The following is a 19,806-nucleotide window of genomic DNA, read 5'->3' on the forward strand; positions in this document are numbered from 1 at the left end:
AATTAAAGGCGCCTTAGAGGGCGCCTTTAATGTATGGATAGGCATTATTTAACAGGATTGTTTGTGCCTTAGCCGTTGGATGCACCAGATCCTGCTGCATCAGGCTTTTATTTCCCGCCACGCCATTCAGGAAAAATGGCAGTAATTTCACTTTATATTGCTGGCTGACCACCTTGTAATTATTTTCAAAAGCTTTGCTGTAGCTTTGGCCATAATTGGGTGGCATTTTCATGCCAAATAAAATGACTTTTGCCTTGGCTTTCTGACTTTGCTGGACCAGACTGGACAGATTCTTCTGAATCATTTGTGGTGGCTGACCACGCAGACCATCATTTCCCCCCAGTTCAATGACCACAATATGCGGCTTATGTGTCTGCAGCAGTTTAGGCAGACGCGCCAGTGCACCGCTGGTAGTTTCGCCGCTGACACTTGCATTGACCACTTTATGCTGTTTCGGATACTGTTGGTCTAAACGTTTTTGCAACAGATAGACCCAACCCTGTTCAGGTTGAATACCATAACCCGCACTTAAGCTGTCACCCAAAATCATAATCGTCTTTGCTGAAACTAGAACAGGCGTCAGGCACAGGCTGAAAAGCGCTAAGCTGCGGAATAAATAAGACTTTAGAATTCGAATATTAAGACGCATAGGATAAGTATGATTCAAGACCGCCGGGAAAACTCCATCATGCCACAGCCCATCATTTCTGCTCAACAATTGACACAAAAGATACAACTATCACAAAAACAGTTGACGATTTTTGAGAATCTGAATCTGGAAATTCAGGCCGGTGAGCAGGTGGTGATTACTGGACGATCCGGCTCTGGAAAATCAACTTTGCTGGGTATTCTGGCTACCCTCGATCAGGCCAGTTCCGGGCAGTTACAGGTTTGCGGTGAATTAATTACCGAACTGAATGAAGAACAACGTGCCAAGGTTCGACTGGAAAATATCGGCTTTGTATTTCAGTCCTTTCAGCTGTTGCCGCATCTGACTGCACTGGAAAATGTCATGTTGCCATTACGACTGCAACCAAACTTTAACTATGCCGGAGCGGAACAGAAAGCTTTAAATCTGTTAAAGCGAGTTGGGCTGGATCGACAAGCACAGCAAACGCCAAAAGTCTTATCGGGTGGGGAACAGCAACGCGTTGCCATTGCCCGAGCCTTGGTCAGTGAACCCAAAATTATCTTTGCCGATGAACCAACGGGTAATTTGGATGGAGAAACTGCACAGGAAATCGAACAGCTGTTATTCCAGTTAAACCGGGAACTCGGCACGACGCTGGTACTGGTCACGCATGATCAGAAATTGGCGCAGCAATGCCAGCGCCATTTTGAATTGAGCAATGGTCAATTAACTGAACATGCGAATGGAGGATGATATGCATCTCTTCCGACCTTTACTGACCCAGAGCTTTAAGACCACCGGTATTTATCTGCTGATCATTGCCCTGACTCTAGCGATTAGCGCGACCACTGCACTCAAGTTTAGTAATGAACAGATTCAGAATGCGGTAGCACTACAGGCAGCAGAAATGCTGGCCGGGGATTTGCAGCTTAGCAACAATGAACCGATTGAAGATCGCTGGCGGGATAAAGCAGATCAGCTGGGCTTGCAACAATCCGAAGTCACTGTATTTGGTAGTATGGCACATACCCATGATGAATTTGTCATGGTCAATGTCAAAGCCATTGATTCAGCTTTTCCCTTACGTGGTGAGCTCCGTGTTAAACCAGCTGCCAAGCAGATTCAGCCAGGCCAAATCTGGCTGAGTCAACGTGCTATGGATTTGCTCAAGGTTAAAGTCGGGGAGCAGGTTAATATTGCTGACGCTGCGTTTAAGATCACCGCAGTGATTGATTATGACTCCAATCAGGAACTAGGCTTTTCCGGTTTTTCTCCAACCGTGATTATTTCTCAGGCTGATATAGCCAGAACCAATGCGATTCAGGTTGGTAGCCGGATTGATTACCGTTTGTTGATGGCAGGTGAGCCAGAAAGCATTAAAGCCTATCAGAAAGATTTTAAAAAAATTATCAAACCTGAATCGGATTCCGATGCGGATCAAGAGCAGTTTGAAGAGCAGAACAGCCTGCGTCTCAGAAATGCCAATGAAAGCAATACCCGCTTGATGAAGCCAATTGCCAATCTGGATACCTTCCTGCAACTGGCCAATATTCTCACCATCTTGCTATGTGGTATTGCGATCGCCTTAACTGCACAGCGTTATGTGCAGCAGAATCAGGATCATATTGCCCTGATGCGTTGTATCGGCGCGACTAAAAATCAGATTCTAGCCGCTTATCTGGCTTTGCTGGGTTTAGTGCTTTTAATCGCCATGCTGATTGGTAGCGTGATAGGTGTTGCATTGGGTTATGGCTTGCTGCAGCTCATGCTACAGCTGATTCCAAACTTGCAGCTTGAGTTCTCTGCTACGGCGATGCTGCTGGGGCCCTTGCCAATTGCCATGCTGACCAGTGCAGTGGTGTTACTGGGTTTTGTAATGCCAAGCTTATGGCAGTTGCTGAACACACCACCCATCCGTGTCATCCGTCAGGAAGAAAAATCGGTACATTCCATGCTGTGGATGCTGGTCTGTGGCACTGTCAGCCTGATCATTTTCAGTATTGTACTGACAGAGGATATTGTGCTGACGGCTTGGGTGATAGGCGCGATAATTTTGCTCTGTGCCGTGCTGTATCTGACAGTTTGGGGCTTACTGAAAGTTCTACGTAATTCCAAGTCAAGAATCTCCACTTATGTCCGTACGCCTTATCAGACCGCTTTACAGATTACCGCTTTGGCTCTCGGTTTAAGTTTGATTACGGTGCTGGCCGTGTTGCGTACCGATCTGCTGGAGCGCTGGCAGCAGCAATTGCCGGAAGGGACACCGAACCAGTTTGTGTATGGCTTGCCGCCGTTTGACATGCCGGCATTTAAATCACGGGTAGAAGCAAATGGCTGGAAAAGTACGCCTTTGTATCCGAATATTCGCGGTCGTCTGATTGCCAAAAATGACCAACCTTTTTCTGCTGAACTGGTAAAAAAGAGCAATACACTCCGTCGTGAATTGAACCTGACCCAGACCGATCGCTATCCGCAGGATAATGTGATTGTTAGTGGTCAGGCTGAACTAAAACAGCGGGGAGAAGTGTCGGTCGAAGCAGCAACTGCAGAAGAACTTGGAATTAAGATTGGCGACAAGCTGACCTTTAGTCTGCCGGAAGGCCCACTGGAAGCCAAAGTGGTGAATCTGCGTAGTGTGGAATGGGAAAGCTTTAGTCCAAACTTTTTCTTTATCTTTACGCCGAATACCATGGATGCTAATGCTGGCAGTTATCTGGGGAGTTTCTATGTGCCGGAACAGGAACGGCCGAAACTGGTGCAGTTGATCCAGCAATTTTCCAATACTGTATTTATTGATGTCAGCCTGATCCTGAACGAGATTAAACGCATTGTGAATGTGCTGGTGCAGATCGTCACTGTACTGGCACTACTGGTCAGTATTTCTGGGGTGTTGGTGCTGATTGCCTGCCTGAATTTACTGATGGATGAACGCAAGCGGGAAGTAGCCTTGTTACGCTCTTTTGGCAGCTCCAGGCAGAAACTGAAAACCATGCTTAGTCTGGAAATTGGTTTTATTGGATTCTGTGCTGGCGTTGTCTCTTGCCTATTTGCGGAAGTAATTAGTGCGGTGGCAAGCTACCGCATGGAATTGCCGATTCAGCCACATTGGGAAATCTGGCTAATTCTGCCAATCTTTATGACGGTGCTGTGTGCCTTGATTGGACGTTATCGACTGAGTTATCTCAGTGAAATTCCCCCGTTGCAAAGCTTGCGAGAATTAAACCAATAAGAAATTGATGATACGTAAATTAGATGTTCAGTTGCTTACGCATCATCTCCAGTACTTCTTCCCAGAGCGGCTGAATTGGTTCAAGCAGTTTAAGGTTGTATTGATACATGAAATAGCAGGCTGCAAAGGCGGCAAGCAGGGCGATGAAATTAATGATTGCCGGCTTATGTAGTCTTTGCCCGGCATACCAAAGGGCTGCAAGTACCGCACCCATGATCATGCCGCCGATATGCGCGGCATTATTAATGCCGGCAATCATAAAGCCCATAAACAGGTTGATCCCCATTACCATCAGCAGGGTCTTTTTATCCAGAATAAAACGCTGACGCGGCAAAATTGGCAGAATGGAAATAATGGTCAGTGCACCACCAAGACCCATCACGGCACCTGAAGCACCGGCACTGACACGTGGAAATAGCTCAGGATTGGCGACACCGCCTTCGATCAGTGTATAGGTATCTTGAATGCTCATATAACCACTGAGCAGACTGCCCATCAGCCCAGCACAGAGATACAGACCAACGAAATAGGCTCGTCCCAGCATCTGCTCGGCAACACTGCCAAAGATATACAGTGCCCACATGTTCAACATCAAGTGAATCAGACCAAAATGAAAAAACATGCTGCTAAATACGCGAATGGGTTCCGCCAGATAGGTCAAAGGTGCATAATCAGCTCCCCAGCGAATGGCGTCTTGCGTACCCGGACTGCTGGCATCGGTGCCAGTCAGAATCTGCCAGACAAATAATCCGATATTCACAGCAATCAACAGGGCAGTGAACCACCAGGCGTGGACGTCCAGTTTACGGTGAATGGAAGGCGGTGCGTATTCAGACATGCTATTCTTGTGCTGTATTTATCTTTCCGACAAGCTTAACACGAAAAATTGACATCTTCAGGAGTAACACACTGACATGAAAGCTTTTCTGATCCGAATCTTCCTGCTGTTGTTCAGTGTGTTTCTATGTATCCAGCTCTGGATTTTTGCCTCTCTGGCCTGGTGGCGTTTCAAGCCGGTGGATACTACCATGATGATGCGTCTGGATTACTGGAGTGAGCCAGCTGTACCGATCAAGCATCAATGGCGCCCTTATGACGAGATCAGTACTAACCTGAAAAAGGCCGTGGTCACTGCTGAAGATGGCAAGTTTATGCATCACCACGGTTTTGACTGGGAAGGTATTCAGACCGCATTGAGTAAAAACAAAGAGCAGGGCAAGGTCGTAGCAGGTGGTTCGACTATTTCCCAGCAGCTGGCGAAAAACCTATTCCTATTTAACAAGCGTTCTTTTTTGCGTAAGGGCCAGGAAGTGATTGCCACTTGGATGATGGAACGGATGTGGTCAAAAGAGCGTATTCTGGAAGTGTATTTAAACTCGATTGAGTTCGGTCATCATGTTTATGGGGCCGAAGCCGCAGCCAAACACTATTTTGGCAAAACTTCAGAAAGCCTGACCAAAGATGAAGCCATCTTCTTGGCCGCGATTCTGACCAATCCGAAATACTTTGAAGAACATCGTCATGCCTCTGCGCTCAAGGCACGTAAGCATATGATTCACCGCTATATGCGTTATGCGGAAATTCCTTAAGGGAAATATTGTTATAAATATTCACCATCAAGCCCGAGAAATCGGGCTTTTTTTATGAAAATGTCATAAATTTAAAGCATACTGATAGTAATGAATGAAGACTTTAGAATTTATATAGGTTCCATATGAATACGGCAGCGAATAGCCCTACAGTACAGACTGAATATACCTATAACGACCGCTATATTAACCGGGAACTGTCTATTCTGGATTTCCATTTGCGTGTTCTGGAGCAGGCGGTGGATCCACTACATCCTCTGTTGGAACGTATGAACTTCCTGCTGATCTTTTCCCGTAACCTGGACGAGTTCTTCGAGATCCGTGTAGCAGGGGTGATGGAACAGCTGTATCTGGGCAATGAAAGCCGTAGTCCGGATGGCCTGACGCCGAAACAGGTGCTAGAACAGATTTCCAAAACTGCCCATGCAGCGATTGAACGACAGTATCGTATTTTAAATGAAGAAATCTTGCCGAAACTGCGTGAAGAAGATATTTGTTTCCTGCGTCGTGGTGAGTTAACCCCAGCCCAATCGCAATGGGTGAAAAAATATTTCCAGGAACAGGTCGCTCCCGTACTGACTCCAATCAGTTTGGACCCAGCGCATCCATTCCCGCGTCTGGTCAATAAATCCCTGAACTTTATCGTAACTCTGGAAGGGAAGGATGCCTTTGGTCGTCAGATCGATCTGGCTGTGGTTCCTGCACCACGTTCCTTGCCACGTGTGGTACGTCTGCCGGATGAACTGACTGGTGGTAAAGAACACCACGTGATGCTGTCTGCGATTATTCACGAGCATGTCTCTGACCTGTTTCCGGGCATGACCGCAACCGGATGCTATCAGTTCCGTGTCACCCGTAATGCCGACTTGGCACTGAATGAAGATGTGGAAGATCTGGCAATTGCCCTCAAAGGCGAGCTGAACTCACGCCGTTTTGGTCGTGCCGTGCGTCTGGAAGTGACAGAAAACTGTCCTCAGCATATTTATCAGTACCTGCTGGATGAATTCGACCTGGAAGAAGAGCAACTCTATAAAGTGGCCGGTCCGGTAAATCTGGCGCGTTTACTGTCGAATTTTAAACGTCCACATCTGCGTTATGACTCATTTACCCCGGTGGTACCTAAAGTCCTGAAGAAATCGGAAAATATCTTTAGCGCGATGCAGAAGCAGGACATCCTGCTGCATCATCCGTTTGAGTCTTTCTCTCCGGTAATTTCTTTGCTGCGTGAAGCGGCACGCGATCCACAGGTGCTGGCGATCAAGCAGACGCTTTACCGCAGCGGTGCAGATTCCGAAATCGTGCAGGTACTGGCAGAAGCTGCGCGGAATGGTAAGGAAGTTACCGCCGTTATTGAACTGCGTGCACGTTTTGATGAAGAATCCAATATCGCCGTAGCCAATGTGCTGCAGGAAGCAGGTGCAGTCGTGGTGTATGGCATCGTGGGTTATAAAACCCATGCCAAGATGATTCTGGTAGTACGTCGAGAAAACAACAAGCTGGTACGTTATGTCCATCTCGGAACCGGGAACTACCATGCTGGCAATGCGCGTATCTATACCGACTATGGTTTGCTGACCACGGACAAAGACTTGTGTGAAGATGTGCACCGGATCTTCCAGGAACTGACTGGTATGGGCAAAATGGCCAAGCTGAAAAAGCTGCTACATGCGCCATTTACCTTGCATGCCCAACTCATCAATTACATCGACAATGAAATTGCCAATGCCAAAGTGGGCAAAAAAGCGCAGATCATCGTCAAAGTGAATGCTTTGACCGAACTGCAGCTGATTAACAAGCTGTATGAAGCTTCTCAAGCTGGTGTGAAGATTGACCTGATCATCCGTTCAATCTGTTGTCTACGTCCGGGTTTACCGGGTTTGTCGGAAAATATTCGTGTACGTTCTATTGTCGGTCGTTTTCTGGAGCATACCCGCGTGTATTACTTCCTGAATAATGGCGATTCACGTATTTATTGTTCAAGTGCCGACTGGATGGACCGAAACCTGTTTAACCGGGTTGAAGCTTGTTTCCCGATTGAAGATGAAACCTTGAAAAAACGCATCTATCAGCAAGGTTTGTTGAACTACCTGAAAGACAACCAGCAGGCCTGGTTGTTGCAAAGTGATGGTACTTGGGTACGCGCACAACCGGCAGAAGGGGAAGCACCGCATAATGCACAGCGGGTACTGTTAGAAACCTTTAAGTAATACGTCAATTTTCATTCAAAAAGAGGCTCAAAATGAGGCCTCTTTTTATTTTGAATCGGCTTAATCGAAAGCTTATTCTGCGGCCTATCTCAAATCATTTAGGTAATAAAAAGGGAGCGACCGAAGTGCTCCTTTTGGGCTAGTCTAGCAGATTAGTGTTGAGTAACTTTTTGTAGAATCTGTAGCAATACATCGAATTCACTTTGCAGCGGTGTACTTTTACGTGTTACCAAAGCCAAAGTACGGCTTGGTGCACCACTAATCCGGTTCACCTGAAGCTCTGAATTAGCTTTCACCATATTGGTATGAATTGCAATTTCTGGCAGCAGGGTGAAGCCTAAATCAGAAGAAACCATTTCAATCAGTGTCGGTAGTGAGCTTGCTTTCAGGCGGTGATCATTTTTACGTTCACCGATCGGACAGGCACTTAAAGCATGATCACGTAGACAGTGGCCTTCTTCCAGCAACATCAGACGAGACAGATCCAGATCTTCTAGTGTTTTGGCATTTGCTGCATTCTGGTCAGATTTGTGATGAACTACGTACAGACTTTCTTTGGCAATCTCAGCGACTTTCAAGCTGCGAGTATCAAACGGCAGTGCCAGCACCACCATATCCAGGTTGCCGTGTTCCAGACGTTCCACAATCTTTTCACTTTGGGCTTCGTGCAGGTACAGCTGGATTTTTGGTAACTGTTTATGCACTTCATCCAATAGTTGTGACAGGATAAATGGCGCGATAGTTGGAATCACCCCAAGATGCAGGTCGCCGGTCAGCGGCTCGCTCATTTCGCGGCTTAAACGCATCAGGTCTTGAGCATCTGCCAGTAGAACACGGGCGCGTGCAACCACTTGTTCACCAAGCGGGGTCAAACGTACGTTCTGACGATCACGTTCAACAAGAACGCCACCAAGCAAACGCTCCAATTCCATGATCCCGCCAGACAGGGTGGACTGAGTCACAAAAGAACGGCGAGCAGCTTCTGTAAAATGCAGCGTCTCTGACAGTGTTACGAGGTATGACAGCTGTCTTAGGGATGGTAATGCAGCCATAGTGTCCTAATTTAATGATTTAAAATGATCAGCAAATAATTCGCTAAGATATGGAATAAAATGCGGTGGGATATCATGCCCCATTCCATCAATTAATTCAAATTTAGCACCTGATATTGCCTTTGCAACAGCCTTACCATGGCCGGGAGGGAGCAAGCGATCGTGAGAGCCATGAACCACAAGCGTCTCATGAGGAATTTGCTTATCCAGTTGCAACAACGAGCCCGTACATAATATTGCTAAAAACTGTTGAAGTACACCCGCTGGGTAATAACTTCGCTGATATAATTTGCGGGCGGTCTGCATGGCTTCGATTTGGTTGACATAACCCGGTGAGCCAATGATTTTAAAAAGCTTTAGGCTGTGGTCGACAATTCCATCTTCATCATGCGAAGCCGGCTTGCCAATTAGACTAAAGAGTTGTTTTGGAAATGGAGGGGGTAACAGCGGTTGGTTATTGCTGGTAAATAATAAACCAAGCTTTTTCACTTTTTCCGGATAACGCGCTGCCAGAATCTGGGCAATCATGCCGCCCATCGATGCGCCCAGCACATAAACTTCATCGAGACCCATGCAGTCAATCAGCAGACTGACATCATCGGCCATGTCATACAGGGTATAAGGTGCGCCCTGATTTTCCAGTCCCAGCATGAAACGTCCCATCAGTTTCAAGGTATTCAGGCGTGGACCTTTATGATGCACCTTGGAAGATAGGCCGATATCACGGTTATCGAAACGAATAACACGAAAGCCCTGGTCAATTAGGGATTTACAGAAAAAATCTGGCCAGAACAGCATTTGTGCACCGAGTCCCATGATTAACAGCAGCGTGGGCTGATTTTCTAAACCGCCAACTTCGACATGCAGTTCAATGCCATTACCAAGATCGACCTTGGTTTCATGCATAAAAGCTGAGTATGGGGAAACACTGTATTGCAAGGCACTGTTCATGACCAATTTCCTGAAAAAAGGACATTCTGTACAAAGAATGTCCTGTGTATTTAAACCTTAAACAGCTGCAGGAATCAAGTCAGGGACCTGTTTAGTCAGTGTAAGTCTTTGTTTTGCTGCAGTTGGCCCGAGTAATACAAAGCCGCGAAGTGTGCCTTCGCTATCCGTGGCTTTGGCCAGCATACCATCGTCAAACTCTTCAGTTTCCCAGGTTACTTCGACTTCAGCAGGAGCCGGAAGTACGGTTAATGGTGCTGCTGGGGTTTTGACAGCCACTGGCATTGCTGGGTAGTGCACAGAAGTCGATTCGCCATTCAGGGTTTTTGCCAAGGCACGCGCCTGTTGCATGATCGGCATCACATAAGGCAGTAAAGTCCCGTTAACTTCTGCACAGTCACCGACTGCGTAAATGTCTGGCAGGTTGGTTTCCAGATGCGCATTAGTCAAGATACCGCGTACTGCATGTACACCAGAGGCTTTGGCCATAGAAGCATTTGGCTGTAAGCCAACAGCAGACAAGACTACATCGGCAATCACAGACTGACCATTGGCTAACGTTACCAGATAGTCACCATTGTCCACTTTAGAGACTTTTTCAACCGTAGTACCCAAGACAAATTTGATGCCAGTTTCTGCCAGATTTTGCTGGAAGGCTTTAGCCACATGTTCTGGCAGCAAACGCACTAATGGATATGGTGCCAGGTCAATGATGGTGACCTGATGACCAGTATGTTGCAAGTCATTGGCAAATTCACAGCCGATCAGGCCTGCACCTAGAATTACAACACGCTTGTCCTGACGAGCTGCAAGGCTGGTACGGAAAGCTTTATAGTCAGTCAGGTTGTTCACCACGTGAATGTCATCACTACCATCACCTGAAATGGCTAAACGGATCGGATTGGCACCGACAGCCAGCACCAGTTTGGAATAAGGCTGTTTCTGTTCTTGTCCGTCTTTGGCAATAGTGAGTTCATGGGCTACGGCATCAATCGCTTTCACCCAGGTATGAGTTTCAATACGCATATTCAGTTGAGCTGCCATTTTTGCTGCATCACCTAGTGCAATATTTTCAGGCGCTTTTTTGCCGACGAAAGCATTGGACAGGGTAGGCTTGGCATAATTGGTCGCATCATCGGCGCAAATCATGAGCAGTTCATGGTCTGGATTAAGCTTACGAAACTCTCGTGCGACAGCATAACCTGCCATACCCGAACCAATGATGACGATAGGATGCATATTGAACTCCATGCTTTTTTAGTATGTATTTAAGGGCATAAAAAAAGACCACTGAAAATGGCCTTTGTCTGGCTGTGATCAGACTTCGATCATTTCAAAATCGAGTTTAGATACGCCACAGTCTGGGCAAGTCCAGTCATCTGGAATATCTTCCCATTTTGTTCCTGGTGCGATACCGTCCTGCGGCCAGCCTTCAGCTTCGTCGTAAATCCATCCACAAACGATGCATTGATATTTTTTCATGTAACTCTCCAAAAACCAGCGATTCTTCGGGCTGGATAAAAACCTGAACAGGCAAGACTCTAATAATATGGCATTTTCAGCATTCATATTTGGCTAAATTTTTACGCAGTTCTGTTCAGAAAGTAAAGTGGATAACAGTTTATTCAGTGAAATTAAAAGCAGAATAGCGATACGGGTCAGAAAATGTCATTTGCTCAATTTTTTTATGGATTGAAATATGCTGGAAAATTCACCATTTAGATGAATCAATCGAAGATGATTTTTTTCTGGTGATGAGTGCCAGCTGAAGAATATTTGACTTTGCTGAAGTGAGTTATAGTACTTGGAATAAACATTAAAATTTTTATTAAAAAAGCACTATGATAATTCCCTGAATTAAAAATAGATATGGAAATGTCAAGAGGGAAATTGCAGGAAAAATACACAATTTCCACTATCCTTTAGTCGTAATACAGTTTAAAATTCGCGGGTTCCTTTTTCTTATCTAATGATCTCCCATGAGCAATATGTCTACTTCATTGTGGTCTCACATTCGTACTGTCCAGGATTTTCCAAAGCCAGGTATCTGCTTCTTTGACTTGACACCGCTTTTCATGAACAACATCGGTGCATTAACTGATGCCTTGATTGCGAGCATTCCTGCTGAAAAGCTGGAAGAAGTAGACAGCTTTATTGCGGTTGAAGCACGTGGTTTCGTGCTGGCTAGCCTGTTGGCGCAGCGTACCGGAAAAGGCTTATTGCTGGTTCGTAAGGCAGGTAAATTGCCACCTCCAGTCGTGGGTGTCGGTTACAGTCTGGAATATGGTCTGGATCGTCTGGAAATGTCTGCTGAAGTACAGTCTAAAAAAGTGATTATTGTTGATGATGTATTGGCCACTGGTGGTACTTTAAAAGCGGTACGTGAGCTGGCTGCTAAATGTAATCATGAAGTTCTGGGTGCTAGTATCTTCCTAGATCTGCCAGATCTGCACAATGACTTAGGTCTGGATATCTGGACTGTACTGGATGACAAATCTAAGCCTGAAGTAGAAGCGGCTTAAGTCTGATTAGGTAATTGAGAGCCTCACAGCCTGTGGGGCTTTTTTATGGCTGTTATTTTTATATGATGTAGTGATTTTGCAAAAGCTGCTCAATTTGCAGAATCAGTGGATTGAGTCGTTCCGGATGTTCCAGACGGTGATGCCCCCCGGCAACCGCTTCAACATGCATATAATCTTCCAGTTGTGACTGCACTGTATGCATGTCCAGCATTTCATCGCCCAGTTCGATATAGGCAAATTGAGGAATATCGTGCTGCAGGTCCTCATCACAGATGGCAGGGTAGTCATCACGGAAATTCGGATTCAGGCTTGGATTGGCAATCACACAAGGAATCTGGAAGCGCTGCGACATCTTTAAGGCCCAGTAACCGCCCAAACTATGTCCGACAAGGATATCTGGCTGAATTTTCTGAATAATTTCGCTATAAAATTCGGCTACAGTTACATAATTGAGGTTACGATAATCCACATCGATACAATATTTTTTGTCTGCATCGATAGCATGGAATTTTGTTGACTCTTTGGAAGAATCAAGTCCATGAATAAACAGGATTTTAGAAGTGCATTGGCTCATTATGGTCGTCGTATTCGTTTGTTTTCTGGTCCAGCAATGATTTGCGTCTGAGCACATTGTAGAACGTCTATACAATGAAAGAAGTTAGCATTTGGTCTAAGAGATTTTGCCCAACGAAAGAATTAACCCAAAGGTCGCAAGCATTCTTTCACCACTTTGATATCAAAACGTTATTTTTTGAATTAATGGTCAATTAATTTTTAACAAATTCTTCTTTGTTAAGAGTTGGCGGTTGTCTGACAGGAATAAATTTATAGGGAAAGGATAGATTTGAGCAGAAAAGAGAATTCAGATGAGTGATGACGCTACGATTTAGTGTCAAAATCTGCTATTGTATGCACCTTCTATTTTTAAACTAATCTTATTCGAGGCAGAGATGACGCAAACTAACGCTCAATCGACTTCTGAACAACACATTTCCGAAAACGATTTAATTGCACAGCGTCATGCCAAGTTAAAGCAGATTGAAGACCACGCCAAGGAAACAGGTAAGAGCCCATGGCCAAATACCTTCAAGCGTGAACATTATGCACAAGACCTTCAAGACCAGTTCGCTGATAAATCAAAAGAAGAAATTGAAGCAGGCGAAAAGGTTTATGTAAAAGTTGCGGGTCGTGTGATGTTGAACCGTGGTTCATTCATCGTGATCCAGGACATGACTGGCCGTATCCAGCTGTATGTACCACGTAAAGAACTGGATACCGATACACTGGCAACCATCAAATCACTGGATCTGGGCGATATCATCGCAGCAAAAGGTTATATCGGCCGTTCTGGTAAAGGTGATCTTTATGTTCATATCGAACATTTTGAATTGTTAACTAAATCACTACGTCCACTGCCAGACAAATTCCATGGTCTGACTGACACAGAAGTGAAATATCGTAAACGTTATCTGGATCTGATTGTTAACGAAGAAACCCGTAAAACTTTTGAAATCCGTGCCAAAGTGGTTGCTGGTATCCGTAGCTACCTGACTGAAAAACGCTTCATGGAAGTGGAAACACCAATGATGCACGTGATTCCAGGCGGTGCGTCTGCACGTCCATTCGAAACACACCACAACGCTTTGGATATGCCACTGTTCCTGCGTATTGCGCCAGAGCTTTACCTGAAACGTCTGGTTGTAGGTGGTTTTGAACGTGTCTTCGAAATCAACCGTAACTTCCGTAATGAAGGTGTTTCGACCCGTCACAACCCAGAATTCACCATGATCGAGTTCTACCAGGCTTATGCAGACTATAAAGATCTGATGGAACTGACTGAACAGATGCTGGAAAAACTAGCATTGGATATCCTGGGTACAACTGACGTGCCTTATGGCGATGAAGTGTATAGCTTTAAAGGTCCATTCAAGAAAATCTCCATGTTTGATGCGATTCTTGAGCACAATCCACAATTCACACCTGAAAACGTGAATGACCGTGAATTCCTGGCGAAATTCGTGCGTGAAGAGCTGAAAGAAGAAGTGAAACCAGGTTTCGGTCTGGGCAAACTGCAAACCATCGTGTTTGAAGAAACTGTAGAAACCAAACTGCGTCAGCCAACTTTCGTCACTGAATACCCCGCGGAAACTTCTCCACTGGCTCGTCGTAATGATGAAAACCCACATATCACGGATCGTTTTGAATTCTTCATCGGTGGTCGTGAGCTGGCGAATGGCTTCTCGGAATTGAATGACCCGATTGACCAGGCTGAACGCTTCCAGGCTCAGGTTGCTGAGAAAGATGCAGGTGATGATGAAGCAATGCATTATGATGCTGACTTCATTGAAGCACTAGAATACGGTTTGCCTCCAACAGCAGGTGAAGGTATCGGGATCGACCGTCTGGTAATGATCTTTACTAATGCACCAAGTATCCGTGACGTAATCCTGTTCCCGCACATGCGTCATAAACACGCTTAAGTCTAAGCACGAAAAAACCCCGCACATGATGCGGGTTTTTTTTATGATTACTTTTTGTCACATAAGCCGAACATTGTGATAGACTCCTCTAGGCTAGAATGGCTTCTTACAAAAACGGCAGACAAAAAAAACGCAATGATTGGGGTTGTCATTGCGTAGAAAAAGGAAAAACTTATTGCAAATGAAACTGTGGAGAATGTTTCTTGCTGTTTCCTGAATATGTAATCAGAATAAAACCATCCAGCCTTTATTACATTGGTAAACGTGTTAAGTGCTGTTAACTAAAGTAAGTTTTTAAACAGTTCTGTGACTTAAATTCCATAATATGAACTAATTATGGAGATGACTCACAAAAAAGCCCTTCATGAGAAGTAATGCCAGTCAGTTAAGCAAATATTAGCAAAATGTAGTAAAAATGAGTGTATGTAAATACGCTCATTTTTTTATGTCTTTATCTGAACATTTAGAATCCACTCTTGAACATGCTCTCCCATCACTTAGCCATTTTTGTGAACTTATTGACTTAAATTGGATTGAAACATCTCTGCATCAAACAGGTAAGGCATCGATCAGAAGGAGAAAATTACCTGCTGAGCACGTGGTTTGGCTTGTTCTTGGGCTTGCCTTGTTTCGCAATCAACCCATCAGCTATGTGGTAGAACAATTAAAACTCGTGTTTGGTACAACAGATTATTGTGTTCCTAGTGCAGCTGTCCAAGCTCGACAACGTTTAGGTCGAGAACCCTTAGCCGCCTTATTCTCCTTAATCAGCCAAGCATGGTTTGATGAATCACAACAACAATATTCAACCTTTCAAGGTCTTAGTGTATGTGCTGTTGACGGGGTGGTTTGGTCTATGCCACTGACCAAGGAGAATTTTAATCATTTTGGCTCATCTAAAGGTAAAACTGCTGTAGCACCTTACCCACAAGTTAGAGCCACGTGTCTAGTGAATACCAATACTCATGAAATCATAGATGCCCAAATAGGCAGTATGGATCAAGGTGAACTCACATTAGTAAATCAATTATCTCCTCCAGCACAAAGTATTACTTTGTTTGATCGAGCTTATTTCTCTGCTGATTTTTTAATAGGCTGGCAAACACGTGGAGAATCAAGTCATTGGCTGATGCGAGCAAAAGATAATTTACGTTATGACATAATTAAACGGAATTCCCCACATGATTTTCATATCAGGATGCCAATATCAGCAAGAGCCAAAAAACTTAATCCAGCATTAGGAGATTACTGGGAAGCACGTTTAATTGAAGTTGAGCAGGCAGGAAAAATCAGACGTTACATTACTTCATTATTAGATTCAAAGACATACCCACTTATAGCCTTGGCAAAGTTATATGCTCAGCGTTGGGAAATTGAAATGTGTTACCGAGAAATTAAAAGCAATTTACAGGAAGGTAAGCACTTAAGGAGCAAACAGCCAGACTTAATTTATCAAGAATTATGGGGTGTCTTGATTGCTTATAATGTTCTAAGAAGACAAATGAAATATATGGCTCAACGTGCCAAAGTAAGCCCGTTGAGGATCAGTTTTCATATTGCATCTATTGCCCTTCTTAATTTACTCAGATTCGACTCTTTGGCTTCTGCAGGTAATCTACCCAAACATCTGGAAAGTTTAATGGAGAAATCTAATCGGTATGTTATACCTGAGAGAAGAGTGAGGAGTTATCCAAGGGTTGTAAAAGGAAAACCTCAAAAATACCCAAGAAAAAGCCAGTCAATCTCTTAACTGACTGGCATTACTTCATGAGAAGGGCTTTTCAGTATTTTAAAGCTTTTTTCCGGACTTAGAAGTGAAACACACCGAGTGCATTTTTCACTTCATCTAAAGTTGCCTGAGTAATATCACGGCATTTATCAGTACCTGTTTTCAGGACATCCATGATGTAGTCAGGATCTTTTTGAAGTTCCATACGACGTTCACGGATTGGGCCGATCAGCTCTTTCAGGATGCCTTCCAGACGTTTTTTCACCACGCCATCGCCTAAACCACCGCGACGGTAATGCGCTTTTAGCTCTTCCAGTTCTTCTTTGTTAGGATCGAATGCATCAAGATAAGTAAATACCACATTACCTTCAACTTGGCCTGGATCTTCAATACGCAGGTGGTTCGGGTCGGTATACATTGCATTGACTGCTTTTTTGATGTCTTTATCCGATGCATCAAGAACAATAGTATTGCCTAAAGATTTCGACATTTTCGCCTTACCATCAAAACCAGGTAGACGGCCAACATTTGACAGTAGTGCTTTACATTCAGGCAGTAATTCACGACCCACCTGACGGTTCAGACGACGCACGATTTCATTGGTCTGTTCGATCATTGGAATCTGGTCTTCACCCACTGGAACGACAGTTGCCTTGAATGCAGTAATGTCAGCAGCTTGAGCGACTGGGTAGCACAGGAAGCCCGCTGGAATATCACGCTCGAAGCCACGCATCTGGATTTCAGATTTAATCGTTGGGTTACGTTCCAGACGAGAAACCGTTACGAAGTTCAGGTACAGCATGGTCAGCTCATTCAGCGCGGGCAGGCAAGACTGTACACAGATCGTAGTTTTAGTCGGATCAATACCGACAGCAAGATAGTCAGTTGCAACTTCAATGATATTACGACGTACTTTTTCGAAGTTATCTGCATTGTCTGTCAGGGCCTGAGCGTCAGCAAGCAGCAAATGTTGATGGTGCGAATCCTGTAAACCCACGCGAGAACGCAAAGAACCAACAAAGTGACCGAGGTGAAGTTGTCCGGTAGGACGGTCGCCAGTCAAGATCACTGGACGATTATCTTGATTACTCATTATCTATTCCAAAACAGTAGTCGTACTACATTCAAAATTTTTAGGATCGCAACATTGTACGGCATTCTGTTTTTGAATGTCAGTCACAATAAATGCCTGCTGTAAAAAATCTAGGAATTTAAAGAAGCAAATACAATCTTGAAGCTTGTTTGTGAGTAGAATATTTCTACATTTATAAGGAATAACAAGAATGGCGAGTAGCTTATTAATATTACTGGATGATATTGCCACGGTTCTGGACGATGTTGCGGTCATGAGTAAAATGGCGGCAAAAAAGACGGCTGGGGTATTGGGGGATGATTTGGCGCTCAATGCTCAGCAAGTGAGTGGTGTACGTTCAGAACGTGAGCTTCCTGTAGTATGGGGTGTCGCCAAAGGCTCCTTCGTTAATAAACTCATTCTTGTTCCTTTGGCTTTGCTGATCAGCGTAGTCGCACCATGGTTAATCAATCCTTTATTAATGATTGGTGGTCTGTTTCTGTGTTATGAAGGCGTGGAAAAGGTGCTACATAGCCTAAAGCACAAAAAAGCCAAGACTGAAGAAGAAGCTGAAGCAGAATTAACCACAATTGAAACAGATCTGGTGCAATTCGAAAAAGACAAAATTAAAGGTGCGATTCGTACTGACTTTATTTTGTCGGCTGAAATTGTTGTGATTTCGCTAGGTACTGTCGCTACTGCAGCTTTTACGACTAAGGTGATGGTACTCTCGGCAATTGCGGTGTTGATGACGATCGGAGTGTATGGCTTTGTGGCCATGATTGTAAAAATTGATGATCTGGGATTATACCTAACCGAGCAGGCATCAAGTTTCAAACAAAGTGTGGGGCGTGGTTTGCTGGCTTTTGCGCCCAAGCTTATGAAGACGCTAACGATTGTAGGAACGATTGCCATGTTCCTAGTTGGAGGCGGGATTATTGCGCATACCATCCCATGGTTCCATCATTTCACCGAAGATTCCGTAGAGTATGTCGAGCATATTCCGACAATGGGGAGTATTGTGGGTGCGGTTACTCCAACATTTATTAATTTGGTGATTGGTTTTATTGCCGGGTTGCTAGTATTTATCGTAATTGCTTTAATTCAAAAGATTAAATCTAAATCGAAGCAGGCATAATTAATCCTGACTCGCTAAAATAAGCTGAAGTAAACTATAAGGAAATCACTATGCGCTGGAAAGGTCGTCGAGTTAGTAGCAATGTAGAAGACCGCCGTGGCGGAGGGGCTAAAGCGGGTGGGATCAGTATTCTTGGCCTGATCGTGGCCTTTGTGGCCTGGAAATTTTTTGGTGTCGATCCGCAACAGGCTTATCAAGCCACCAAACAAGTGACTCAAAATGTTTCCAGTGCAGAAACGAGTGGTCTGGATAATCCTACTCCTGAGCAACAGGAAGCGATGGAATTTGTCGGTACTGTGCTCGCAGATACAGAGGATACCTGGTCACAAGTCTTCCAGCAGCAGCTGAACCAGCAATATACGCCACCAAAACTGGTGATGTTTAGTGGTGTAGTGAATTCCGGTTGTGGTACCGCACAATCCGCCATGGGGCCGTTCTATTGCCCAGCAGACCAGAGAGTGTATATCGATACGTCTTTCTTTAAAGATATGCGTACCCAGATGGACATCAGTGGCGAGCAGAATCAAACTGAATTGTCTCGTAATGACCAGGCGGGTGATTTTGCTCAGGCGTATGTGGTGGCACATGAGGTTGGACATCATATTCAGACCTTGTTAGGCATTTCTTCACAGGTACAACAGGCACGTCAGCAGGCGACCAAAGCGCAGGCGAATAAGTTATCTGTGTATCAAGAATTACAAGCCGACTGTCTGGCAGGGGTGTGGGCATATCATAACCATGAACGTACCCAGTTTCTGGAACAGGGTGACGTGCAAGAAGCGATGGATGCTGCACATAAGATTGGTGATGACTATTTACAGAAAAAAGCCCAAGGGCATGCAGTACCTGACAGCTTTACCCATGGTACCAGCGCACAGCGGATGCAGTGGTTTAATACCGGTCTGAAATCGGGGCAAATGGCGGACTGCGATACTTTTAATAAAGGAATTTAAAGCTGTTTAATATTTCAGTTTTTTGTAGAACGAATAAAGGAGCAGAAATGCTCCTTTATTTTTTGCTCAATATTTAAATTATTAGCTTAAAAATGGCGGAAGTCTTTAATCAGATTAAAACAGATAAATAAGACAGCAATTGCAAATAGACCGATCCTAAATACTGTAAATTTCAGGTTAGAAATGTCGTGATGATAAAACTGCTGAATCGAATGTTTGGGATAAATAAAATCTGCTTTTTCTCAGTTGAGAACAA

16 protein-coding genes and 2 pseudogenes are annotated in these 19,806 nt (G+C 44.6%); 10 read left to right on the forward strand and 8 right to left on the reverse strand.

The window, feature by feature from the left end; genetic code table 11:
• Nucleotides 1-13: 13 nt before the first annotated feature.
• On the reverse strand, nucleotides 14-649 hold the full coding sequence (locus ABEF84_RS04505) for an arylesterase (RefSeq protein ID WP_404798867.1): 636 nt from the start codon (nucleotides 647-649) through the stop codon (nucleotides 14-16).
• 9 nt (nucleotides 650-658) lie between these two features.
• Between ABEF84_RS04505 and ABEF84_RS04510 the strand changes: the two genes are divergently transcribed.
• The 3 genes and pseudogenes from ABEF84_RS04510 to ABEF84_RS04515 form a co-directional block, all read left to right on the forward strand.
• A complete protein-coding gene (locus ABEF84_RS04510) occupies nucleotides 659-1,384 on the forward strand; it encodes an ABC transporter ATP-binding protein (protein ID WP_347453704.1) in 726 nt (241 codons plus the stop codon).
• Nucleotide 1,385: 1 nt separating this feature from the next.
• Nucleotides 1,386-2,001: pseudogene (locus ABEF84_RS15610) on the forward strand (ABC transporter permease); the annotation flags it as partial.
• A gap of 74 nt (nucleotides 2,002-2,075) precedes the next feature.
• Nucleotides 2,076-3,860, forward strand: a pseudogene (locus ABEF84_RS04515) (ABC transporter permease); the annotation flags it as partial.
• A gap of 19 nt (nucleotides 3,861-3,879) precedes the next feature.
• Here the strand turns inward: ABEF84_RS04515 and ABEF84_RS04520 are convergent.
• Nucleotides 3,880-4,698, reverse strand: coding sequence for a rhomboid family intramembrane serine protease (locus tag ABEF84_RS04520; RefSeq protein WP_347453706.1), 819 nt, complete (start codon nucleotides 4,696-4,698; stop codon nucleotides 3,880-3,882).
• A gap of 76 nt (nucleotides 4,699-4,774) precedes the next feature.
• On the opposite strand from ABEF84_RS04520, the gene mtgA reads away from it, so the two are divergent.
• Together mtgA and ppk1 are read left to right on the forward strand one after the other, a co-directional pair.
• Nucleotides 4,775-5,449 (forward strand): monofunctional biosynthetic peptidoglycan transglycosylase, encoded by a 675-nt coding sequence (gene mtgA, locus ABEF84_RS04525; RefSeq protein WP_347453707.1) that lies wholly within the window; start codon nucleotides 4,775-4,777, stop codon nucleotides 5,447-5,449.
• A gap of 125 nt (nucleotides 5,450-5,574) precedes the next feature.
• Nucleotides 5,575-7,656: a polyphosphate kinase 1 gene (gene ppk1, locus ABEF84_RS04530; protein ID WP_347453708.1), complete on the forward strand. Its 2,082-nt coding sequence runs from the start codon at nucleotides 5,575-5,577 to the stop codon at nucleotides 7,654-7,656.
• Between the two features lie 152 nt (nucleotides 7,657-7,808).
• Here ppk1 and oxyR read toward each other — a convergent pair whose 3' ends face one another.
• The 4 genes from oxyR to rubA all read right to left on the reverse strand — a co-directional run bounded on the left by oxyR (nucleotide 7,809) and on the right by rubA (nucleotide 11,138).
• Nucleotides 7,809-8,708, reverse strand: a complete 900-nt coding sequence (gene oxyR / locus ABEF84_RS04535) for a LysR family transcriptional regulator OxyR (protein ID WP_347454395.1) — start codon at nucleotides 8,706-8,708, stop codon at nucleotides 7,809-7,811.
• A gap of 6 nt (nucleotides 8,709-8,714) precedes the next feature.
• On the reverse strand, nucleotides 8,715-9,659 hold the full coding sequence (gene estB / locus ABEF84_RS04540; RefSeq protein WP_347453710.1) for an esterase EstB: 945 nt from the start codon (nucleotides 9,657-9,659) through the stop codon (nucleotides 8,715-8,717).
• 57 nt (nucleotides 9,660-9,716) lie between these two features.
• The gene (locus ABEF84_RS04545) at nucleotides 9,717-10,895 is read right to left on the reverse strand and encodes an FAD-dependent oxidoreductase (protein ID WP_347453711.1); all 1,179 of its coding nucleotides are present in this window, start codon (nucleotides 10,893-10,895) and stop codon (nucleotides 9,717-9,719) included.
• Between the two features lie 78 nt (nucleotides 10,896-10,973).
• Entirely contained in the window at nucleotides 10,974-11,138 is a 165-nt protein-coding gene (gene rubA / locus ABEF84_RS04550; RefSeq protein WP_034586247.1) for a rubredoxin RubA, read from the reverse strand.
• Nucleotides 11,139-11,635: 497 nt separating this feature from the next.
• On the opposite strand from rubA, the gene ABEF84_RS04555 reads away from it, so the two are divergent.
• Entirely contained in the window at nucleotides 11,636-12,178 is a 543-nt protein-coding gene (locus ABEF84_RS04555) for an adenine phosphoribosyltransferase (protein ID WP_034586249.1), read from the forward strand.
• 58 nt (nucleotides 12,179-12,236) lie between these two features.
• Here ABEF84_RS04555 and ABEF84_RS04560 read toward each other — a convergent pair whose 3' ends face one another.
• Entirely contained in the window at nucleotides 12,237-12,752 is a 516-nt protein-coding gene (locus ABEF84_RS04560) for a YqiA/YcfP family alpha/beta fold hydrolase (RefSeq protein ID WP_347453712.1), read from the reverse strand.
• A 376-nt stretch (nucleotides 12,753-13,128) separates the two neighbouring features.
• Here ABEF84_RS04560 and lysS point away from each other — a divergent pair, with 376 nt between their 5' ends.
• Together lysS and ABEF84_RS04570 are read left to right on the forward strand one after the other, a co-directional pair.
• Nucleotides 13,129-14,658, forward strand: a complete 1,530-nt coding sequence (gene lysS / locus ABEF84_RS04565; protein ID WP_347454394.1) for a lysine--tRNA ligase — start codon at nucleotides 13,129-13,131, stop codon at nucleotides 14,656-14,658.
• 445 nt (nucleotides 14,659-15,103) lie between these two features.
• Nucleotides 15,104-16,408 (forward strand): IS4 family transposase, encoded by a 1,305-nt coding sequence (locus tag ABEF84_RS04570; protein WP_347464086.1) that lies wholly within the window; start codon nucleotides 15,104-15,106, stop codon nucleotides 16,406-16,408.
• A 58-nt stretch (nucleotides 16,409-16,466) separates the two neighbouring features.
• On the opposite strand, the gene trpS is transcribed toward ABEF84_RS04570, so the two are convergent.
• Nucleotides 16,467-17,480, reverse strand: coding sequence for a tryptophan--tRNA ligase (gene trpS, locus ABEF84_RS04575; protein ID WP_347453714.1), 1,014 nt, complete (start codon nucleotides 17,478-17,480; stop codon nucleotides 16,467-16,469).
• A 190-nt stretch (nucleotides 17,481-17,670) separates the two neighbouring features.
• On the opposite strand from trpS, the gene ABEF84_RS04580 reads away from it, so the two are divergent.
• Both ABEF84_RS04580 and ABEF84_RS04585 read left to right on the forward strand, forming a co-directional pair.
• Nucleotides 17,671-18,597 (forward strand): DUF808 domain-containing protein, encoded by a 927-nt coding sequence (locus ABEF84_RS04580; protein ID WP_347453715.1) that lies wholly within the window; start codon nucleotides 17,671-17,673, stop codon nucleotides 18,595-18,597.
• 50 nt (nucleotides 18,598-18,647) lie between these two features.
• Nucleotides 18,648-19,550 (forward strand): neutral zinc metallopeptidase, encoded by a 903-nt coding sequence (locus tag ABEF84_RS04585; protein WP_347453716.1) that lies wholly within the window; start codon nucleotides 18,648-18,650, stop codon nucleotides 19,548-19,550.
• The last annotated feature ends 256 nt before the right edge of the window (nucleotides 19,551-19,806 follow it).

It is taken from the genome of Acinetobacter sp. ANC 7912, from assembly GCF_039862785.1.
In the GTDB taxonomy this organism is placed as follows: domain Bacteria; phylum Pseudomonadota; class Gammaproteobacteria; order Pseudomonadales; family Moraxellaceae; genus Acinetobacter; species Acinetobacter thermotolerans.

Excerpts from the sequence above, each read along its gene's own strand:
- ppk1 (WP_347453708.1), top strand. The coding sequence starts at position 5,575 with ATGAATACGGCAGCGAATAGCCCTACAGTACAGACTGAATATACCTAT.
- rubA (WP_034586247.1), bottom strand. The coding sequence starts at position 11,138 with ATGAAAAAATATCAATGCATCGTTTGTGGATGGATTTACGACGAAGCT.
- ABEF84_RS04580 (WP_347453715.1), top strand. The coding sequence starts at position 17,671 with ATGGCGAGTAGCTTATTAATATTACTGGATGATATTGCCACGGTTCTG.
- oxyR (WP_347454395.1), bottom strand. The coding sequence starts at position 8,708 with ATGGCTGCATTACCATCCCTAAGACAGCTGTCATACCTCGTAACACTG.
- mtgA (WP_347453707.1), top strand. The coding sequence starts at position 4,775 with ATGAAAGCTTTTCTGATCCGAATCTTCCTGCTGTTGTTCAGTGTGTTT.
- lysS (WP_347454394.1), top strand. The coding sequence starts at position 13,129 with ATGACGCAAACTAACGCTCAATCGACTTCTGAACAACACATTTCCGAA.
- ABEF84_RS04505 (WP_404798867.1), bottom strand. The coding sequence starts at position 649 with ATGCGTCTTAATATTCGAATTCTAAAGTCTTATTTATTCCGCAGCTTA.
- ABEF84_RS04510 (WP_347453704.1), top strand. The coding sequence starts at position 659 with ATGATTCAAGACCGCCGGGAAAACTCCATCATGCCACAGCCCATCATT.
- ABEF84_RS04520 (WP_347453706.1), bottom strand. The coding sequence starts at position 4,698 with ATGTCTGAATACGCACCGCCTTCCATTCACCGTAAACTGGACGTCCAC.
- ABEF84_RS04555 (WP_034586249.1), top strand. The coding sequence starts at position 11,636 with ATGAGCAATATGTCTACTTCATTGTGGTCTCACATTCGTACTGTCCAG.
- ABEF84_RS04585 (WP_347453716.1), top strand. The coding sequence starts at position 18,648 with ATGCGCTGGAAAGGTCGTCGAGTTAGTAGCAATGTAGAAGACCGCCGT.
- ABEF84_RS04570 (WP_347464086.1), top strand. The coding sequence starts at position 15,104 with ATGTCTTTATCTGAACATTTAGAATCCACTCTTGAACATGCTCTCCCA.
- estB (WP_347453710.1), bottom strand. The coding sequence starts at position 9,659 with ATGAACAGTGCCTTGCAATACAGTGTTTCCCCATACTCAGCTTTTATG.
- trpS (WP_347453714.1), bottom strand. The coding sequence starts at position 17,480 with ATGAGTAATCAAGATAATCGTCCAGTGATCTTGACTGGCGACCGTCCT.
- ABEF84_RS04545 (WP_347453711.1), bottom strand. The coding sequence starts at position 10,895 with ATGCATCCTATCGTCATCATTGGTTCGGGTATGGCAGGTTATGCTGTC.
- ABEF84_RS04560 (WP_347453712.1), bottom strand. The coding sequence starts at position 12,752 with ATGAGCCAATGCACTTCTAAAATCCTGTTTATTCATGGACTTGATTCT.